The sequence below is a fragment of the Bacillus cereus group sp. N14 genome, from assembly GCF_016483555.1.
In the GTDB taxonomy this organism is placed as follows: domain Bacteria; phylum Bacillota; class Bacilli; order Bacillales; family Bacillaceae_G; genus Bacillus_A; species Bacillus_A wiedmannii.
This window is the reverse complement of sequence record NZ_JAEHBQ010000001.1, coordinates 389,828-406,054: the sequence shown is the minus strand read 5'-3', so window position 1 is coordinate 406,054 and position 16,227 is coordinate 389,828. Positions and strand designations below refer to the sequence as shown.

Below are 16,227 nucleotides of genomic sequence, written 5' to 3'. Positions count from 1 at the left end.
TGTTTTTGAGTCGTTTCGAAGTAAACGAAATAGGTTAGAGAATCAATTAAAGAAGTACTGTTTGACAATGAGAACGAAAGAGAATTCTTATGGAGAACAGTTTCACTTTATAGCGTTTTGAACATACTACAAGAAGTAGAACTGAACTTATAGGAGGTCGCAGTTATGAATAAATATAAACGTATATTCCTAGTCGTAATGGACTCTGTAGGAATCGGCGAAGCACCGGATGCTGAGCAATTTGGTGATTTAGGTTCTGACACAATTGGTCACATTGCTGAGCATATGAATGGATTACAAATGCCAAATATGGTGAAGTTAGGTCTTGGTAACATTCGTGAAATGAAAGGTATCTCTAAAGTAGAAAAACCGCTTGGATATTATACAAAAATGCAAGAGAAATCTACTGGTAAAGATACAATGACAGGGCATTGGGAAATTATGGGTCTTTACATTGATACACCATTCCAAGTGTTCCCTGAAGGATTCCCAAAAGAATTACTTGATGAATTAGAAGAAAAAACAGGTCGTAAAATTATCGGTAATAAACCAGCTTCTGGAACTGAGATTCTTGATGAACTTGGTCAAGAACAAATGGAAACAGGTTCTTTAATCGTTTACACTTCTGCTGATAGCGTATTACAAATCGCAGCACACGAAGAAGTAGTGCCACTTGAAGAGTTATATAAAATTTGTAAAATTGCACGTGAATTAACGTTAGATGAAAAGTACATGGTAGGTCGTGTTATCGCTCGTCCATTCGTTGGAGAACCAGGGAAATTCACACGTACACCAAACCGTCATGATTATGCGTTAAAACCATTCGGCCGTACGGTAATGAATGAATTAAAAGATAGTGACTACGATGTTATTGCTATCGGTAAAATCTCTGACATATATGATGGTGAAGGTGTAACTGAATCACTTCGTACGAAGTCTAACATGGATGGAATGGATAAGCTTGTAGATACATTAAACATGGACTTTACAGGTCTTAGCTTCTTAAACTTAGTTGACTTTGATGCATTATTCGGTCACCGCCGTGATCCACAAGGATATGGAGAAGCACTGCAAGACTATGATGCACGTCTTCCAGAAGTATTCGAAAAACTAAAAGAAGATGATTTATTATTAATTACAGCAGACCACGGTAATGATCCAGTACATCCTGGTACTGATCATACACGTGAATATGTACCGTTATTAGCATATAGCCCAAGCATGAAAGAAGGCGGACAAGAATTAGCACTTCGTCAAACATTTGCTGATATTGGTGCAACGGTAGCAGAAAACTTCGGCGTGAAAATGCCAGAACACGGAACAAGCTTCTTAAACGAGCTAAAGAAATAGGGGGATAAACAAATGAATCGTGAACTTATTACAAAATCAGCTTCATACTTAAAAGAGAAATTTCAAGAAACGCCACAAGTAGGACTAATCCTTGGATCTGGACTAGGTGTATTAGCAGATGAAATCGAGAACGCAGTAACAGTACCTTACAGTGAAATCCCTGAATTCCCAGTATCAACTGTAGAAGGTCATGCAGGTCAACTAGTATTCGGTACACTTCAAGGTGTAACAGTAGTAGCAATGCAAGGACGTTTCCACTTCTATGAAGGATATGACATGCAAAAAGTAACATTCCCAGTTCGTGTTATGAAAGAACTAGGTGTAGAAACAGTTGTTGTAACAAATGCAGCTGGTGGTGTAAATACATCATTTGAGCCAGGCGATCTTATGTTAATTTCAGACCACATTAACTTCATGGGTACAAATCCATTAATCGGACCGAATGATTCTGAAATGGGGGTACGTTTCCCTGATATGTCTACATCATATACACCAGAACTTCGTGAAATGGCGAAACAAGTTGCAGCGGACTTAAATATTAAAGTACAAGAAGGTGTATACGTTGGAATGACAGGTCCTGTATATGAAACACCTGCTGAAATTCGTATGCTTCGTACACTTGGCGGAGATGCAGTTGGTATGTCAACAGTACCAGAAGTAATTGTAGCGCGTCATGCTGGTATGAAAGTACTTGGTATTTCTTGTATTTCAAATATGGCAGCTGGTATTTTAGATCAGCCACTTCACCACGATGAAGTAATTGAAACGACAGAACGTGTTAAAGCTAACTTCTTAGCATTAGTAAAAGCAATCGTAAAACAAATGAAGGGGTGACCTCACAATGAGAATGGTGGACCTAATTGCAAAAAAACGTGACGGACATGCATTAGCGACAGAAGAAATTAAATTTATTGTTGAAGGATATACGAATGGTGATATTCCTGATTATCAAGTAAGTTCACTTGCAATGGCAATTTTCTTCCAAGATATGAACGATCAAGAACGTGCTGATTTAACGATGGCAATGGTAAATAGCGGTGATACAATCGACTTATCAGCTATTGAAGGGGTAAAAGTAGATAAGCACTCAACAGGTGGTGTTGGTGATACAACAACACTTGTGTTAGGTCCATTAGTAGCCGCTTTAGGTGTACCGGTTGCAAAAATGTCTGGACGTGGGTTAGGACATACTGGTGGTACAATTGATAAATTAGAAGCAGTTCCAGGATTCCATGTTGAAATCGAAAATGATGAATTCATGCGACTTGTAAATGAAAACAAAATCGCAGTTATTGGTCAAAGTGGAAACTTAACACCTGCCGATAAAAAGTTATATGCACTTCGTGATGTAACGGCAACAGTAAACTCAATTCCGCTTATTGCAAGTTCGATTATGAGTAAAAAAATTGCTGCTGGTGCAGATGCAATTGTTCTTGATGTAAAAACTGGAGCAGGTGCATTTATGAAAACAGATGAAGATGCAAAACGTTTAGCAGAAGCAATGGTGCGCATTGGTAATAACGTTGGTCGTAATACGATGGCTGTTATTTCTGATATGAGTCAACCACTTGGTGAGGCGATTGGTAACGCACTTGAAGTACAAGAAGCAATTGATACATTACAAGGTAAGGGGCCGAAAGATTTAGAAGAGTTATGTTTAACGCTTGGAAGTCAAATGGTATACCTTGCTGGACAAGCTTCATCTTTAGAAGACGCACGTGAGAAATTAATTGAAGTAATGAACAACGGTAAAGCGCTAGAATCATTTAAAACGTTCTTATCAGCGCAAGGCGGCGATGCTTCTGTTGTTGATGATCCTTCTAAATTACCACAAGCACAGTTTAAAATTGAAGTAGAAGCGAAGGAAGACGGTTATGTATCAGAAATCGTTGCAGACGAAATCGGAACAGCAGCAATGCTTTTAGGAGCAGGACGTGCGACGAAGGAATCTGAAATTGATTTAGCAGTTGGCTTAATGCTTCGCAAAAAAGTAGGGGACAGCGTGAAAAAAGGTGAATCCCTTGTTACAATTTACGCAAACCGTGAAAATGTGGAAGATGTAAAAGCAAAAATTTATGAGAACATGAAGATTGCTAACGAACATGTAGATGCACCAACATTAGTGCACGGCATCGTTACTGAATAATAAAAAAGGGCCAAGGAGTATTTCTCCTTGGCTTTTTTTGCTATTTTTTGTTTATAATAATAATGGGTGAAATTATGATTAGAATTTGTGCAATAACAAAAACAGATGAAGTATTATATGATGTTTCGCTAGAAGAAACAACGAAAGACCATATTGTATGGTATTGGCTAGATTTATATAAGCCAACGAAAGAAGAGTATACATACATTTTGCAAGATCATTTTAAGTTCCATCCCCTTGCAATTGAAGACTGTATAGAATATGTACAGAGGCCAAAAGTTGATTTTTATGATGGATATAACTTTTTAGTTCTTCATGCATTTGGTGAGGATGGATTAGAACCGCACGAGATCGATTTATTTATAAGTGATCGTTTTATTGTTTCTTTCCACTTTTCTCATAATAATGCAATCGAAAGAGTATGGAAAACACTTGGAGAAAAGAAGCGTATTAAAAATAGTCCCCTGCACGTAGCGCATACCATTATCGACCAAATTGTGGACGACTATTTTGCGCCTGTATATTACATTGAGGATCATTTAAATGCCATTGATGATAATTTAACGGGTGAGACAGCAGGAAGTGTGCTAGAAGAAGTATTTGATATACGTGCAGATTTATCAAAACTAAGGCGTACAATCATTCCGATGCGTGATTTATTGTATCGTATTTTAAATTCGACTCGTTTTTACGGTATAAGTGATCATGAAATTTACTTTAAAGATATACATGATCATTTACTTAAACTGACAGAAATGATTGAGGCAAGCCGGGAGTTAACGGCAGATATTCGAGATAGCTATTTTTCATTAAACTCACATCATATGAATAACATTATGAAAACATTAACTGTATTCTCGACTATTTTCATGCCATTAACATTTATTGCGGGAGTATACGGAATGAACTTTACGCATATGCCAGAGCTTGGTGGACAATATAGTTATTTTATTTGTCTACTTCTAATGGCACTAATTGGCGGTGGCATGATGGCTTGGTTTTATAAAAAAGGATGGTTTAAGTAAAAAAACACCGAGGAAAATTCCTCGGTGTTTTTACTTAACCAATAGCATGTAATACAAACATGGCTAAGAATAAGCATGTAACGATATACATAGACGGTGCGACTTCTTTACGCTTTCCAAGAGCAACTTTTAAGATAGGATAAGCAATAAATCCGAACGCAATGCCATCAGCGATACTATATGTGAGCGGGATCATGACGATAATTAAGAACGCTGGAAATCCTTCTGAAAAATCGTTCAGAGGAATTTGCTGAATGCTTGTAATCATCAGGCCGCCAATAATAATTAAGATTGGTGCAATGGCACTATCAGGAATTAGTTTGACAAACGGAAGTGCAAACAGTGATGCAAAGAATAGCAACCCTGTAACGATAGACGTCAGACCTGTCTTTCCGCCTGCAGTAATACCTGCGGCACTCTCTACTGTTGATACGGTAGGGCTTGTGCCAAATAGACCACATGTCATTGCTGAAATTGCATTGGCTTGGTAAGCACGTGGGAATTTACGGTCATCTTCTAATAAACCGTGCAGAAGTCCCATGTTCTCAAAAATAAGCACCATGCTTAAGGAGAATGTTGCAATCCAAAACGGTAAGGAAGAAAGTTTGCCAAATGACATAGCTCCAAACACATCGCCGTAATTAGCGAATGAGAATGAACTATTTCCGATTTGACTTGTATCAACAAGACCAAATAGCCATGCAATACCAGTTCCTATTGCAATCGTCCATAAAAAGCTTCCACGTACGTTACGAATAAATAGTACAAGTGCAACGATAAGAGTAAGCACGGTCGCAAGAACGACAGGGTTACTTAATTTCCCCATTGCAACAGCAGTATTTGGATTCGAAACGACTAAACCACCTTTTTGCAATCCGATAAATGCTAAAAATAATCCGATACCGACAGTAATAGCTTCCTTTAATGATTTTGGAATCGATACTGAAAGCACGCGAGCGATTGGTGTAAACGCAGCAATTGCAAAAATAATACCAGAGATGAAGACAGCTGCTAATGCTTCCTGCCAAGTTAATCCGAGCGTATGCACAGCAGTGTACGTGAAGAATGCATTTACACCCATACCAGGGACAAGAATAGCAGGTGCATTTGCCCAAAATGCCATGAGCAGACATCCGATAAATGAACTGAAAACAGTTGCTAAAATTCCAGCTTCAAGAGGAATGCCAGCATCGGATAAAATGGATGCATTTACAATCATAATATATACGATCGTGAAAAATGACGTAACTCCAGCTAAAACTTCTTGTTTTGGTGATGTTTCGTGTAAACCTAATTTAAATGTTCTTTCAAGTATTCCTTTCATGTTAAACCTTCTTTTTCATATCCCTCTCCCACCCGTGATATCTCTTTCGTAAGAGCTCACCGTCCTTTATTATATCAGAACATCATGTTTTTACAACAAGGAAAATGATAACGTTTACTTATAAATGAAATTATTTATAAATACGTAAAAATCGCTCGTATTGTTGAAATGATTTCTAATTCTCCCGATTGAATGGGCGGAGCTGCTTGTGCATGTAAAGTAGCATAGGACGTCACTTCCCGTGGTAATTGGGCGGATTCTTCAACGAATGAGAGTGGAACAGGATTAATGTTTAAATTGTATGTACTCGCAATAGCACGAGCTTTTTCTACCGCTTGTTGCAGAGCTTGAATGAGAGCTTGCTCATAATATTTATTTGGATGAGATATCCGAAAACGTAAACCTTTTGCTAAGTTTGCTCCATTTGAAACGGCTATATCATATACTTCCCCTGCTTTTTGTACATTTAAAACGGTAATTTCATACAAATGTTCCACACGATATCCTTGTAGTAATGCTTTATCATTTACATACTCGTATTGGGGAGTGATCGTATAAGAAATCGTTTCTATGTCTTTATCAGCAATACCAAGCTGTTTAAGTGCATCAAGCAATTGTTTTGATTGCACTGCATTTTCTTCTTGCGCTTGTTTCACATTTTTACTATCAGTTCGAATGCCAAGTGTTAATATAACAACATTTGGTTTTGCTTTGACAACACCTTCACCTTGTACAGTAATAGTCGCTTCTCTACCAGTATTAGCTGTACGTACGTTGTGTAAATAAGGATTCATTCCACCTTGCATCTTCCATCACCATCCTTATTTATATGTATATGTGTGAACAAAAAAGAAATTTGTATGAAAAAGTTACATAAATGAGAATGTTAAAGAAAGAAAGCATATACAATAAGGGTATTTATAGATTATAATATGTGTAAATATGATAAAAAAGGGACGAGGCTAGTGAACGAAAAAAGAGAAACACTGATTTTAGAGTTATCCGGATCATTTCGAAAGATGATACGTTTATTACAAAATGATATTAATACACGTTTTGCAGAACATATGCCATACAATGAATTTTCTGTATTACGCGCGTTATTTTTAAAGAGTCCACAGATGGCTTCGCAAATTGCGAGTGAAGTAAACGTAACCTCTAGTCATATTACAGCTGTTACTGATCGTCTCGTACGAAAAGGGTTTGTAGAAAGAAAGCGTTCAAATTCAGACCGTCGTATCGTGTACCTAGAAATTACAGAACACGGAAGAGAAGTAACTGAAAAACTTGAAGCTGTGCGTAAAGAATATTATAAAGAGAAATTTAAAGGTTGGAGCGACCAAGAAATCGAAATGGTGTTAGAGCTATTTGGCCGCGTATTATAATAAATGAGGATAGGAAGCGAAAGCTTTCCTATCCTTTTTCTTTTGAATAAAAACATTTTGAAACTCCAATACTTTAATTAAAAAGAATCGGAGTGAAAAATTATGAAACGTATTTGTATGCTTTTCATTATGATTGGAAGTTTTTTCTGCTTTAATCAGTTCGCGGATGCGGCTACGCCTCTTCAAGTCGTTCAGAAAGAATTACAACATATTTCAAATAAGCAACCTGTTTTATATTCAAAACTATGGATTCGTTCTATGCAGAATGCTATTTTATTTCATCATAGTGATAACATTCGGCAGGAAGATACGATAAGCAATGTGACAAAGTCTTCTCTTATAAAAGTAAAACAACTTCCACTTCAGAAAGCATCACAGTACATCCCGAGATTATCGCAATATATTTCTAAGTTTGAAGCTGAGAATGTGCAAGTGTATTATGTTGCAGCTCGTTATGAAGTGAAAAAAGAAAATCCGTATCAGTTAAATGGAATGAATTATTTTATGCAAGTGTTTATTCAACAAGGAGGAGAATGGAGAATTGCTGAAAGCATAGTTGCTCCAACAGATCAAATCGTCGCAAATGGTGACGGGTTTGGAACGAAGCAAGAAAAAGAGTATGGGAAAAGAAGAGAGAATGTGAAATAACCTCCTCAATAAGAGGAGGTTATTTCATTTAAAATTCCAAGAGACTTTCCATTTTAATATTTTAGGTAGGAAGAAATACGTAATTAAACTAGTCACTAAAAATCCGATGTAAAAGCTGGACAATGAGTGCGCGCGACTTAGCATTAAACCTCCAACGATCCCACCAAAGAAAATCGCACAAGCTAAAACTACTTTTTGTAGTTTTGGATATAATAAGTAGTTACCATTTCGCTCATTGACTGAACGGGCATATAAATACATCCCGAGTGGTAACAAAATAATGATATGTGTAATAGGTGCAATCAATAATTTTGCCGAAGGGATTGTTGTAAAGTTTGGTTCATTATGACGTACTCCATCCTTATCAGTATAAGCGTTTTGAGGATCGTAATTAAAGCTAATAGTAAACTCTTCTGCTGGACCAGAAATACGTATGTTTTCCATAACATCATGTATATTGCCATTGTTCTCATGAAAGTCGGCATTCGAGTGCACAGCAATGACTCCTGATATTAGAGATGGAAGTAACGCTGGGAAGATTAATATAGCGGCAGTAAGAAATCCTTGCGATATTACATTTCCAGCGATTGTTCCTATACATAAGGCAAGTGTATAAATAGCAATTAATACAATTAACATGTATATAAAGTAACGATGAAAGGGGGAGAATAATTGATATTTATTATGAAAAGTCAACTTTTTCATAATAGCAAATAGTCCCCAGTTTAAAACGACAACAGCGGCGATATTACAAATTCCAAACAACCATTTCGTTATATAAATGTGCGAACGTTTAAATGGCATAGACCATAACAAGTCGCTAGCGTTATTTTGTCTTTCCCATCCAATTAAAATACAAGCTAGAACGATAAGTACACCACCTAACAGTAGGACAGAATCTAGAAGTGTTAAATTAAAGTTGTAATGATATATATAGTTCCACTTTTTGTTGTCATTTAGAAATTGTTGCTGTTGAATAGAAGTCATATAGTAGTTATATGACAAAGTATAGAAGCTGATGAGCCAAAATAACCATACAACATATTTACTTTGTTGATACGTTCTTAGCCACAGTGCTTTTTGAAACATAGGATCTCTCCTTTAAGAAACTTTATAATTTGTTAGGCGTGATAATATAACATAAGTAATGATTCCAGCGAGAAACAAACAAATATAGTAGTTAAGTAAGAAATTAAATTGATTGATTTTATAGCCACCTAGTAATGCAAAGTAAATGGTTGTCCCCCATATCCATATTCGTAAATGCCTTTGGAAAATAAATATCTTTTGACTGTTTTCATTTGGTGATCGCATATATAAATATGTTCCAAGTAGTAAGTAAAAAATCGTATAGAGAATAGGGACAAACATAGATTTGGCTGAATAATATTTATGAGATACTGGATTTCTTAAAGTAGCTGGATCGTTTTCCTTCTCAAGGTGTTCTGGATGATAGTTATAATCAATAGAAAAGCGATAAATTGGTGCAACTATATTTGTTTTTTGATTGAATTCATAAAGTTGTTGATCTAATTTATTACTTTTAGTATTGGTAGCCTCTAAATGGTTTAGCGTAAAAGTGTACACTAGTGGAATAAATGTAAGCCCCATTAGTAGCCATGGAATGCAAAAAATGACCTGCGAAACAATGCTTCCAGTAAAAGTACCGATACATAGAGCAGCTGTATAGACTGCAACATAAGAAACAATCGCATAAAGAAAGTATCGATGAAACGGACTAAATGATTGATAATCAAAATGAATAGTTGTTCTATAAATAACATACATAAGGATCCAGTTTATAAGTAACGAGCTCACAATACAAAGTGAACCGAAAGTCCATTTAGATAAGAAAACATCTTTTCTTTTAAACGGCATTGTCATAAGTTGTGTATTCGATTGGTTGCTACGTTCCCATCCTATCAATAAGCAGGCTAAAGCAATGATAAGAACAGTTAACAAAAAACTATTACCTTCTCCTGAAGAAAAGGTATAAAAATAATAATACTGTTTCCCTTTTTCTTGTAATTCGTAATATTTATCGAGTTCCATCTGAGCTGCTTTATAGTATCCGAAAGATAGAAGATAAAGTGTATAAAAGAAGAACAGTAGTACAGCATATTTCCCGCGCTTCCAATTCCACATCCACAACGCCTTATGAAACATACCCATCCTCCTCTAGTGTCGTAACGAAGACATCTTCAAGTGACATTGTTAATTCTTCAATGAGTATAGGTTGTTCTTTATAAAACTTCTCCAGTGTTGTAGCCACATTTCCCTCAATTAAGATTGTAAATACTTTTCCTGTTTGATTTAATATTTTAATATTGCTTAAGTTTTCTAGTTTTTGAGGTAATGAACGTTCATAAGCAACTTGTATTTTAGCAAATCGTGATTTTGCATCGTCTAGTGATGTAATAGACGAGATAGTATGGCCTTTTAATATAATAATTGTATCTGCGATTTGTTCCACTTCATCTAAATGGTGCGTTGAGATGAAAATGGTAATCTCTTTATCTGCAACTTCTCCAACGAGAAATTGGAGGATCTGCCGTTTAACGATAGGGTCAAGTCCATTTGTCGGTTCATCTAAAATGATATATTCTGCCTTTGTAGAAACGGCTAAAATGATGGCAAGCAGTGCTTTCATTCCTTTTGAATAACTACGAATTCGTTTGTTTGGTAAGCTAAAACGCTCCAACAGTTCATAGAAATATGCTTCATCAAATGCGTTATAAACTTCTTTATAAAACTTTACAATTTCTTTTACCGTATATCCGTTCAATATGTTAGTAGAATCCGGAACATATACGATTTTTTGCTTTATTTCAGGACACTGATGAATGTTTGTATCTTCATATGTAACAGTCCCTGCATCAGGGTCTAAAATACCGACCATCGTTCGTAATAAAGTTGTTTTCCCCGCGCCGTTTCTTCCGAGTAATCCAATAATACTTCCTCTTTGTAATGTGAAAGAAACATCATCTAAAATTGTTTGATTATCAATTGTCTTCTTCAAGTTTTTCACTCTCAGCATCCGCATTTCCTCCAATCTCTTTATAGTATGAATCTATCCAATCATGAATTTTATCTTTCGTAACACCAAGATAAGAGGCTTCTAATAGTAATTGATGAAATTGCTTTTCAACCATAGCGATTTTCCTTTCGTCTAATGTTGGGGTAATCGATTGGGATACAAATGTTCCTTTTCCTCGTAATGTTTCAATAATTCCTTGTCGCTCTAACTCTTGATACGCTTTACTTACTGTATTTGGATTTATAACGAGTAAAGAAGCGAGTTCGCGTACAGAAGGAAGTTTATCACTTGGAGCTAACATGTTTTTCAATACGAGTTCTTTTATATTTTGAACAATTTGTTCCCATATCGGAGTGTTGCTTCTTGGATCAAGTTGAATATGCAAGAGCAATGTCTCCTTTCTGACTTGTATTAAGTGTACTACTGCATGTAATACACTTAATACAATATAGGTGATGAATGTATTTGTCAACTGAAAATATTAGAAAAATATGGTATTAAAAAATAATAAATTGGAAAAAATAGGTTTGATATAGAATGGAGGGTTAGTCATGAAGCGAGTTTTTGGAATACTTGTTTGTTTCATGTTATTGCTTTCTGGTACTTCAGTTAGTTTCGCACAATCTGAGAAGACGAAGCAGGAAAAAACAGAAGAAACAACGCCGAAGTTAGCGGAACAAGCGTCATCAGCAATTGTAATTGAACAAGATACAGGTAAAGTTTTGTTTGATAAAAATCCAAATGAGAAGTTACCACCTGCTAGTATGACGAAGATTATGACAATGCTATTAATTATGGAACAAGTTGAAAAAGGAAAACTAAAACTGACCGATAAAGTTAGAGCAAGTGAGCATGCAGCTTCAATGGGTGGATCACAAATCTTTTTAGAGCCTGGAGAAGAGATGACTGTAAATGAAATGCTAAAAGGTATTGCTATTGCATCTGGAAATGATGCGTCTGTTGCAGTAGCGGAGCATATCGCGGGTTCAGAAGAAGGTTTTGTAAATATGATGAACAAAAAAGCGAAAGATTTAGGACTGAAAAATACTCATTTTCAAAATCCAACAGGTCTTCCGGCTAAAGACCATTATTCCACAGCAAATGATATGGCTATAATGGCAAAAGAATTGATGAAGTACCCACTTATTCGCAAATATACAGGTAAATACGAAGACTATTTGCGAGAAGATACGGATAAGAAGTTTTGGCTCGTGAATACGAATAAGTTAGTACGTTTTTATCCTGGAGTAGATGGTGTGAAAACGGGCTTTACGACAGAAGCAAAATATTGTTTAACAGCATCGGCTGAAAAGAATGGGATGCGTGTTATTTCAGTTGTTATGGGAGCACCTACATCAAAAGAACGGAACAATCAAGTAACGAAGCTTCTTGACTACGCATTTGGTCAATATATGACAAAGAAATTGTATACACGAGGCGAAAAAATTAAGACTGTACAAGTAGGAAAAGGTAAAAAAGAAAAAGTAGATTTAGTTGCGTCAGACAATGTGTCTCTTCTTATGAAGAAAGGCGAAAATATGGATAAAGTAAAGCAAGAAGTAATTGCTGAAAAGAAAGTGAAAGCGCCGATTAAAAAAGGTGACGCGCTTGGTACACTTGTTATTAAAAAAGATAAAGATGTTTTATTAAAACAAACAATTGTAGCAAAAGAAGATGTTGCTGCAGCGAGCTGGTGGGAGTTATTTAAAAGAAGTTTTGGGATGTTTTCAACATCAAAATAGCGGCAAACATTTTGCCGCTTTTCTATTCGTATGAAAGTAAATAATTGCCGAATGTTTTCACTTTATGGCGAAATAGTTCTTCTTTTGTCAGCAGGAAGGATTCTTATGTTGTATCACGAAAATCTTTATGTATGTAAATGAGTAAAGTTTGAGCATAAGGAGGAAATCGTGTGAGTCTTTCCATGCAATTAGAAGTAAAGCGTGACGTCCTATGTGTGAGACTAGCGGGTGAATTAGATCATCATACTGCTGAAGAGTTGCGAACGAAAGTAACAGATATGATTGAGACACATGGTGTTCATCATATTGTTTTGAGCCTAGAGAACTTATCGTTTATGGATAGTTCTGGTTTAGGTGTTATATTAGGCCGATATAAGCATGTAAAGGGATTAGGTGGAGAAATGGTTGTTTGTGCAATTTCACCGCCTGTTAAGCGTTTATTTGAAATGTCGGGCTTATTTAAAATTGTTCGCTTAGAAGAAAGTGAAGCGCATGCGCTCGCGACGTTGGGGGTGGCATAAATGAGAAATGAAATGAACCTTCAATTTTCAGCATTAAGTCAAAATGAATCATTCGCTCGCGTTACAGTAGCTGCTTTCATTGCGCAACTAGATCCAACGATGGAAGAACTTACGGAGATTAAAACAGTTGTGTCAGAAGCAGTTACGAATGCAATTATTCATGGGTACGAAGGAAATGCGGAAGGTGTTGTTTATATTTCTGTAATTTTGGAAGAAGCAATGGTGAAACTCACGATTCGAGATGAAGGGATTGGCATCTTTGATTTAGATGAAGCAAGACAACCCCTGTTTACAACTAAACCTGAATTAGAGCGTTCCGGAATGGGATTTACTATCATGGAAAATTTTATGGATGAAGTAGAAGTTATTTCAAACGAATCTTTCGGGACAACAATCCATTTGACAAAATACTTATCAAATAGTAACGCTCTATGCAATTAAGGAGAATAGCCTATGGACATAGAGGTCAAAAATGAGAAGAAGAAACCTCAGTTAAAGGACCACGAGCTAAAAGCGTTAATTCAACAAAGTCAAGATGGAGATCAACAAGCGAGAGATACAATCGTTCAAAGTAATATGCGTCTCGTATGGTCGGTTGTGCAGCGTTTTCTTAATCGCGGATACGAACCAGACGATTTATTTCAAATTGGATGTATTGGGCTCTTAAAATCGGTAGATAAATTTGATTTATCTTTCGACGTGAAATTTTCAACATATGCAGTTCCAATGATTATTGGAGAAATACAACGATTTTTACGTGATGATGGATCAGTGAAAGTAAGTAGATCTTTAAAAGAAACAGGAAATAAAATTCGAAAGATGAGAGACGAGCTTTCGAAAGAATTTGGAAGAGCCCCAACGATTAATGAAGTAGCCGAAGCGTTAGAGCTAACGCCAGAGGAAGTGGTTCTGGCGCAAGAAGCGAGTCGTGCTCCTTCATCCATACATGAAACCGTGTATGAAAACGACGGAGATCCAATCACTATTTTAGATCAAATTGCCGATCAATCTGAAACGAAATGGTTCGATAAAATTGCTTTAAAAGAAGCAATTAGAGAATTAGATGATCGAGAACGTTTAATTGTATATTTACGCTACTATAAAGACCAAACCCAATCAGAAGTAGCGGAGCGCATAGGTATTTCGCAAGTACAAGTTTCAAGACTTGAAAAGAAAATATTAAAACAGATGAAAGATCGAATAGATGAATAGCTATCTATTCGATTTTTTTTTGATTTTAAATAGGAGGAGATTGTAAACTTTCGTAAAAATTAACAGAATTTATTGATAATTTAGTAAATTTAAAATATAATCCAAGTATGAACTTGTCACAAAGGGGGAAGAAAATATGGAAACGAGGCAACAATGGGGAACGAGGGCTGGATTTATTTTCGCAGCGGTCGGCTCTGCCGTTGGATTAGGAAACATATGGCGTTTTCCTTATACAGCGTATGAAAATGGGGGAGGCGCATTCTTTTTACCGTACTTATTCGCATTATTAACGACTGGTATTTCATTATTGGCGTTTGAATTTGCTCTTGGGCATCGTCACCGTGGTTCCGCGCCACTTACGTTCTTCCGTATTAGTCCGCGTGCTGAATTTATCGGATGGTGGCAAATGTGTGTAACGTTTATCGTTTCAACATATTATGCAGTAATTATTGCTTGGTCTATTTCGTATACGTACTTTGCAATTACTGGAGCATGGGGGAAAGATACGCAATCATTTTTATTTAAAGAGTATTTGCATGTTGCAGATAAGCCTGGACAGTTTGGAGGGCTCGTACCGGAAGTATTAATTCCATTAGCTCTCGTTTGGATTATTGTGCTTGGTGTTGCATTCAAAGGAGTTAAAAAAGGAATTGAAGTGGTTAACCGCATTTTCATCCCTTTACTAGTTGTTATGTTCCTTATTATCGTAGTTCGTGCAGTGACGATGGAAGGTGCGATGCAAGGATTAGATGCATTCTTCAAACCAGATTGGAGTCGTATTTTTGATGGAAAGGTATGGCTTGCAGCTTATGGTCAAATTTTCTTTAGCTTATCTTTAGCATTTGGAATTATGATTACGTATTCTAGTTATTTACCGAAAAACTCAGATACAACAAATAATGCCTTTATTACTGGGTTTGCAAACTCAGGATTTGAATTATTAGCAGGGATTGGGGTCTTTGCAGCTCTTGGATTTATGGCAAACAATATGGGAGTGCCAGTTGATAAAGTAGCAAGTGCTGGTGTAGGACTTGCATTCGTAGTATTCCCGCAAATTATTAATGAATTACCGATGTCACCGTTATTTGGCGTATTATTTTTCTTATCATTAACGGTTGCCGGAATTACATCTCTCATCTCGCTTGCGGAAGTATGTTTTGCTGCCGTATCTGAAAAGTTCAGCTTAAGCCGCCAAAAAACAATTGGAATTATGGGGACGCTTCTCGTACTAGTTTCTCTTGTTTTTGCAACACGTGGCGGGCTTATGTTCCTAGATGTTGTTGATTATTTCGCTAATAACTTCGGATTAATTTCAATTGCATTAGCGGAAGTGGTTACGATAGGGCTCATTCTACGCCGTTTACCAGTTTACCAAAATCATGCAAACTTCGTATCTGATATTAAGTTAGGGACGTTTTGGAGAGTAAGTTTACTCGTTATTACCCCGCTTATGTTAGGGTACATGTTAATTGATGGCACAATCCAAAATATTAAAAAGAACTACGGAGATTATCCAACGGAGTTTGTCGTAACATATGGTTGGTCAATTGCAGCAGCCTTCCTTATCGTTGCACTAATCATTAGTATAAAGAAATGGAATGCACAAATACATTCAGATTCTGCTAAGCTTGAAAAAGAATGGAAAGATCGGGGTGTTTCATAATGAGCGGATCAGCGATTATGATGATGGTGATTGGTATGGTAGTCATTTGGGGAGGACTCGCATTAAGTATTGCAAATTTATTTAAGAAAAAGGCATAAACTAAAAAACATCTGTACCGAAACGGTACAGATGTTTTTTTATGAAAAAATTGTATTAGAAAAAAATTCAATAACC

The 16,227-nt window shown here is 36.3% G+C and carries 18 protein-coding genes; 12 read left to right on the top strand and 6 right to left on the bottom strand.

Features of this window, described 5'->3' with window-relative positions:
- The first annotated feature begins 165 nt into the window (after positions 1 to 165).
- The 4 genes from deoB (at position 166) to corA (ending at position 4,521) form a co-directional block, all read left to right on the top strand.
- A complete protein-coding gene (gene deoB, locus JDS82_RS02060; RefSeq protein WP_001046086.1) occupies positions 166 to 1,350 on the top strand; it encodes a phosphopentomutase in 1,185 nt (394 codons plus the stop codon).
- Between the two features lie 12 nt (positions 1,351 to 1,362).
- Entirely contained in the window at positions 1,363 to 2,184 is an 822-nt protein-coding gene (locus JDS82_RS02055; RefSeq protein ID WP_001078443.1) for a purine-nucleoside phosphorylase, read from the top strand.
- A 7-nt stretch (positions 2,185 to 2,191) separates the two neighbouring features.
- Positions 2,192 to 3,496, top strand: coding sequence for a pyrimidine-nucleoside phosphorylase (locus tag JDS82_RS02050; protein ID WP_048562381.1), 1,305 nt, complete (start codon positions 2,192 to 2,194; stop codon positions 3,494 to 3,496).
- A gap of 62 nt (positions 3,497 to 3,558) precedes the next feature.
- Positions 3,559 to 4,521 (top strand): magnesium/cobalt transporter CorA, encoded by a 963-nt coding sequence (gene corA / locus JDS82_RS02045; RefSeq protein ID WP_002008459.1) that lies wholly within the window; start codon positions 3,559 to 3,561, stop codon positions 4,519 to 4,521.
- Positions 4,522 to 4,555: 34 nt separating this feature from the next.
- Here the strand turns inward: corA and JDS82_RS02040 are convergent, their stop codons facing one another.
- Positions 4,556 to 5,845, bottom strand: a complete 1,290-nt coding sequence (locus JDS82_RS02040; protein WP_000676233.1) for an NCS2 family permease — start codon at positions 5,843 to 5,845, stop codon at positions 4,556 to 4,558.
- Positions 5,846 to 5,979: 134 nt separating this feature from the next.
- The gene (locus JDS82_RS02035) at positions 5,980 to 6,651 is read right to left on the bottom strand and encodes an SIMPL domain-containing protein (protein ID WP_061672335.1); all 672 of its coding nucleotides are present in this window, start codon (positions 6,649 to 6,651) and stop codon (positions 5,980 to 5,982) included.
- A 159-nt stretch (positions 6,652 to 6,810) separates the two neighbouring features.
- On the opposite strand from JDS82_RS02035, the gene JDS82_RS02030 reads away from it, so the two are divergent.
- A complete protein-coding gene (locus JDS82_RS02030; RefSeq protein ID WP_001003308.1) occupies positions 6,811 to 7,230 on the top strand; it encodes a MarR family winged helix-turn-helix transcriptional regulator in 420 nt (139 codons plus the stop codon).
- Between the two features lie 102 nt (positions 7,231 to 7,332).
- Positions 7,333 to 7,878: a hypothetical protein gene (locus JDS82_RS02025; protein ID WP_061672334.1), complete on the top strand. Its 546-nt coding sequence runs from the start codon at positions 7,333 to 7,335 to the stop codon at positions 7,876 to 7,878.
- A gap of 24 nt (positions 7,879 to 7,902) precedes the next feature.
- Here the strand turns inward: JDS82_RS02025 and JDS82_RS02020 are convergent, their stop codons facing one another.
- The 4 genes from JDS82_RS02020 to JDS82_RS02005 are packed head-to-tail and all read right to left on the bottom strand — an operon-like array spanning position 7,903 to position 11,300.
- A complete protein-coding gene (locus tag JDS82_RS02020) occupies positions 7,903 to 8,967 on the bottom strand; it encodes an ABC transporter permease subunit (RefSeq protein WP_199712530.1) in 1,065 nt (354 codons plus the stop codon).
- A 12-nt stretch (positions 8,968 to 8,979) separates the two neighbouring features.
- On the bottom strand, positions 8,980 to 10,044 hold the full coding sequence (locus JDS82_RS02015; protein ID WP_199712529.1) for an ABC transporter permease: 1,065 nt from the start codon (positions 10,042 to 10,044) through the stop codon (positions 8,980 to 8,982).
- The gene (locus JDS82_RS02010) at positions 10,034 to 10,915 is read right to left on the bottom strand and encodes an ABC transporter ATP-binding protein (RefSeq protein ID WP_000946666.1); all 882 of its coding nucleotides are present in this window, start codon (positions 10,913 to 10,915) and stop codon (positions 10,034 to 10,036) included. The genes JDS82_RS02015 and JDS82_RS02010 overlap by 11 nt, the downstream gene beginning before the upstream one ends.
- Positions 10,881 to 11,300 carry a GntR family transcriptional regulator gene (locus JDS82_RS02005; protein ID WP_048565674.1) on the bottom strand — a complete coding sequence of 140 codons (420 nt, stop codon included), beginning with the start codon at positions 11,298 to 11,300 and terminating at the stop codon, positions 10,881 to 10,883. Before JDS82_RS02005 ends, JDS82_RS02010 begins: the two co-directional genes overlap by 35 nt.
- 166 nt (positions 11,301 to 11,466) lie before the next feature.
- On the opposite strand from JDS82_RS02005, the gene dacF reads away from it, so the two are divergent.
- The 6 genes from dacF to JDS82_RS01975 all read left to right on the top strand — a co-directional run bounded on the left by dacF (position 11,467) and on the right by JDS82_RS01975 (position 16,151).
- Positions 11,467 to 12,657 (top strand): serine-type D-Ala-D-Ala carboxypeptidase DacF, encoded by a 1,191-nt coding sequence (gene dacF, locus JDS82_RS02000; RefSeq protein ID WP_000831992.1) that lies wholly within the window; start codon positions 11,467 to 11,469, stop codon positions 12,655 to 12,657.
- 170 nt (positions 12,658 to 12,827) lie between these two features.
- Complete coding sequence (gene spoIIAA, locus JDS82_RS01995; protein ID WP_000059133.1) at positions 12,828 to 13,178, top strand: anti-sigma F factor antagonist; 351 nt, start codon at positions 12,828 to 12,830, stop codon at positions 13,176 to 13,178.
- Complete coding sequence (gene spoIIAB / locus JDS82_RS01990; protein ID WP_001243399.1) at positions 13,179 to 13,619, top strand: anti-sigma F factor; 441 nt, start codon at positions 13,179 to 13,181, stop codon at positions 13,617 to 13,619.
- A gap of 12 nt (positions 13,620 to 13,631) precedes the next feature.
- Positions 13,632 to 14,390, top strand: a complete 759-nt coding sequence (gene sigF / locus JDS82_RS01985) for an RNA polymerase sporulation sigma factor SigF (protein WP_000350733.1) — start codon at positions 13,632 to 13,634, stop codon at positions 14,388 to 14,390.
- 136 nt (positions 14,391 to 14,526) lie between these two features.
- Positions 14,527 to 16,053 (top strand): sodium-dependent transporter, encoded by a 1,527-nt coding sequence (locus JDS82_RS01980; RefSeq protein ID WP_000450092.1) that lies wholly within the window; start codon positions 14,527 to 14,529, stop codon positions 16,051 to 16,053.
- Positions 16,053 to 16,151: a methionine/alanine import family NSS transporter small subunit gene (locus JDS82_RS01975; RefSeq protein WP_000016829.1), complete on the top strand. Its 99-nt coding sequence runs from the start codon at positions 16,053 to 16,055 to the stop codon at positions 16,149 to 16,151. The genes JDS82_RS01980 and JDS82_RS01975 overlap by 1 nt, the downstream gene beginning before the upstream one ends.
- The last annotated feature ends 76 nt before the right edge of the window (positions 16,152 to 16,227 follow it).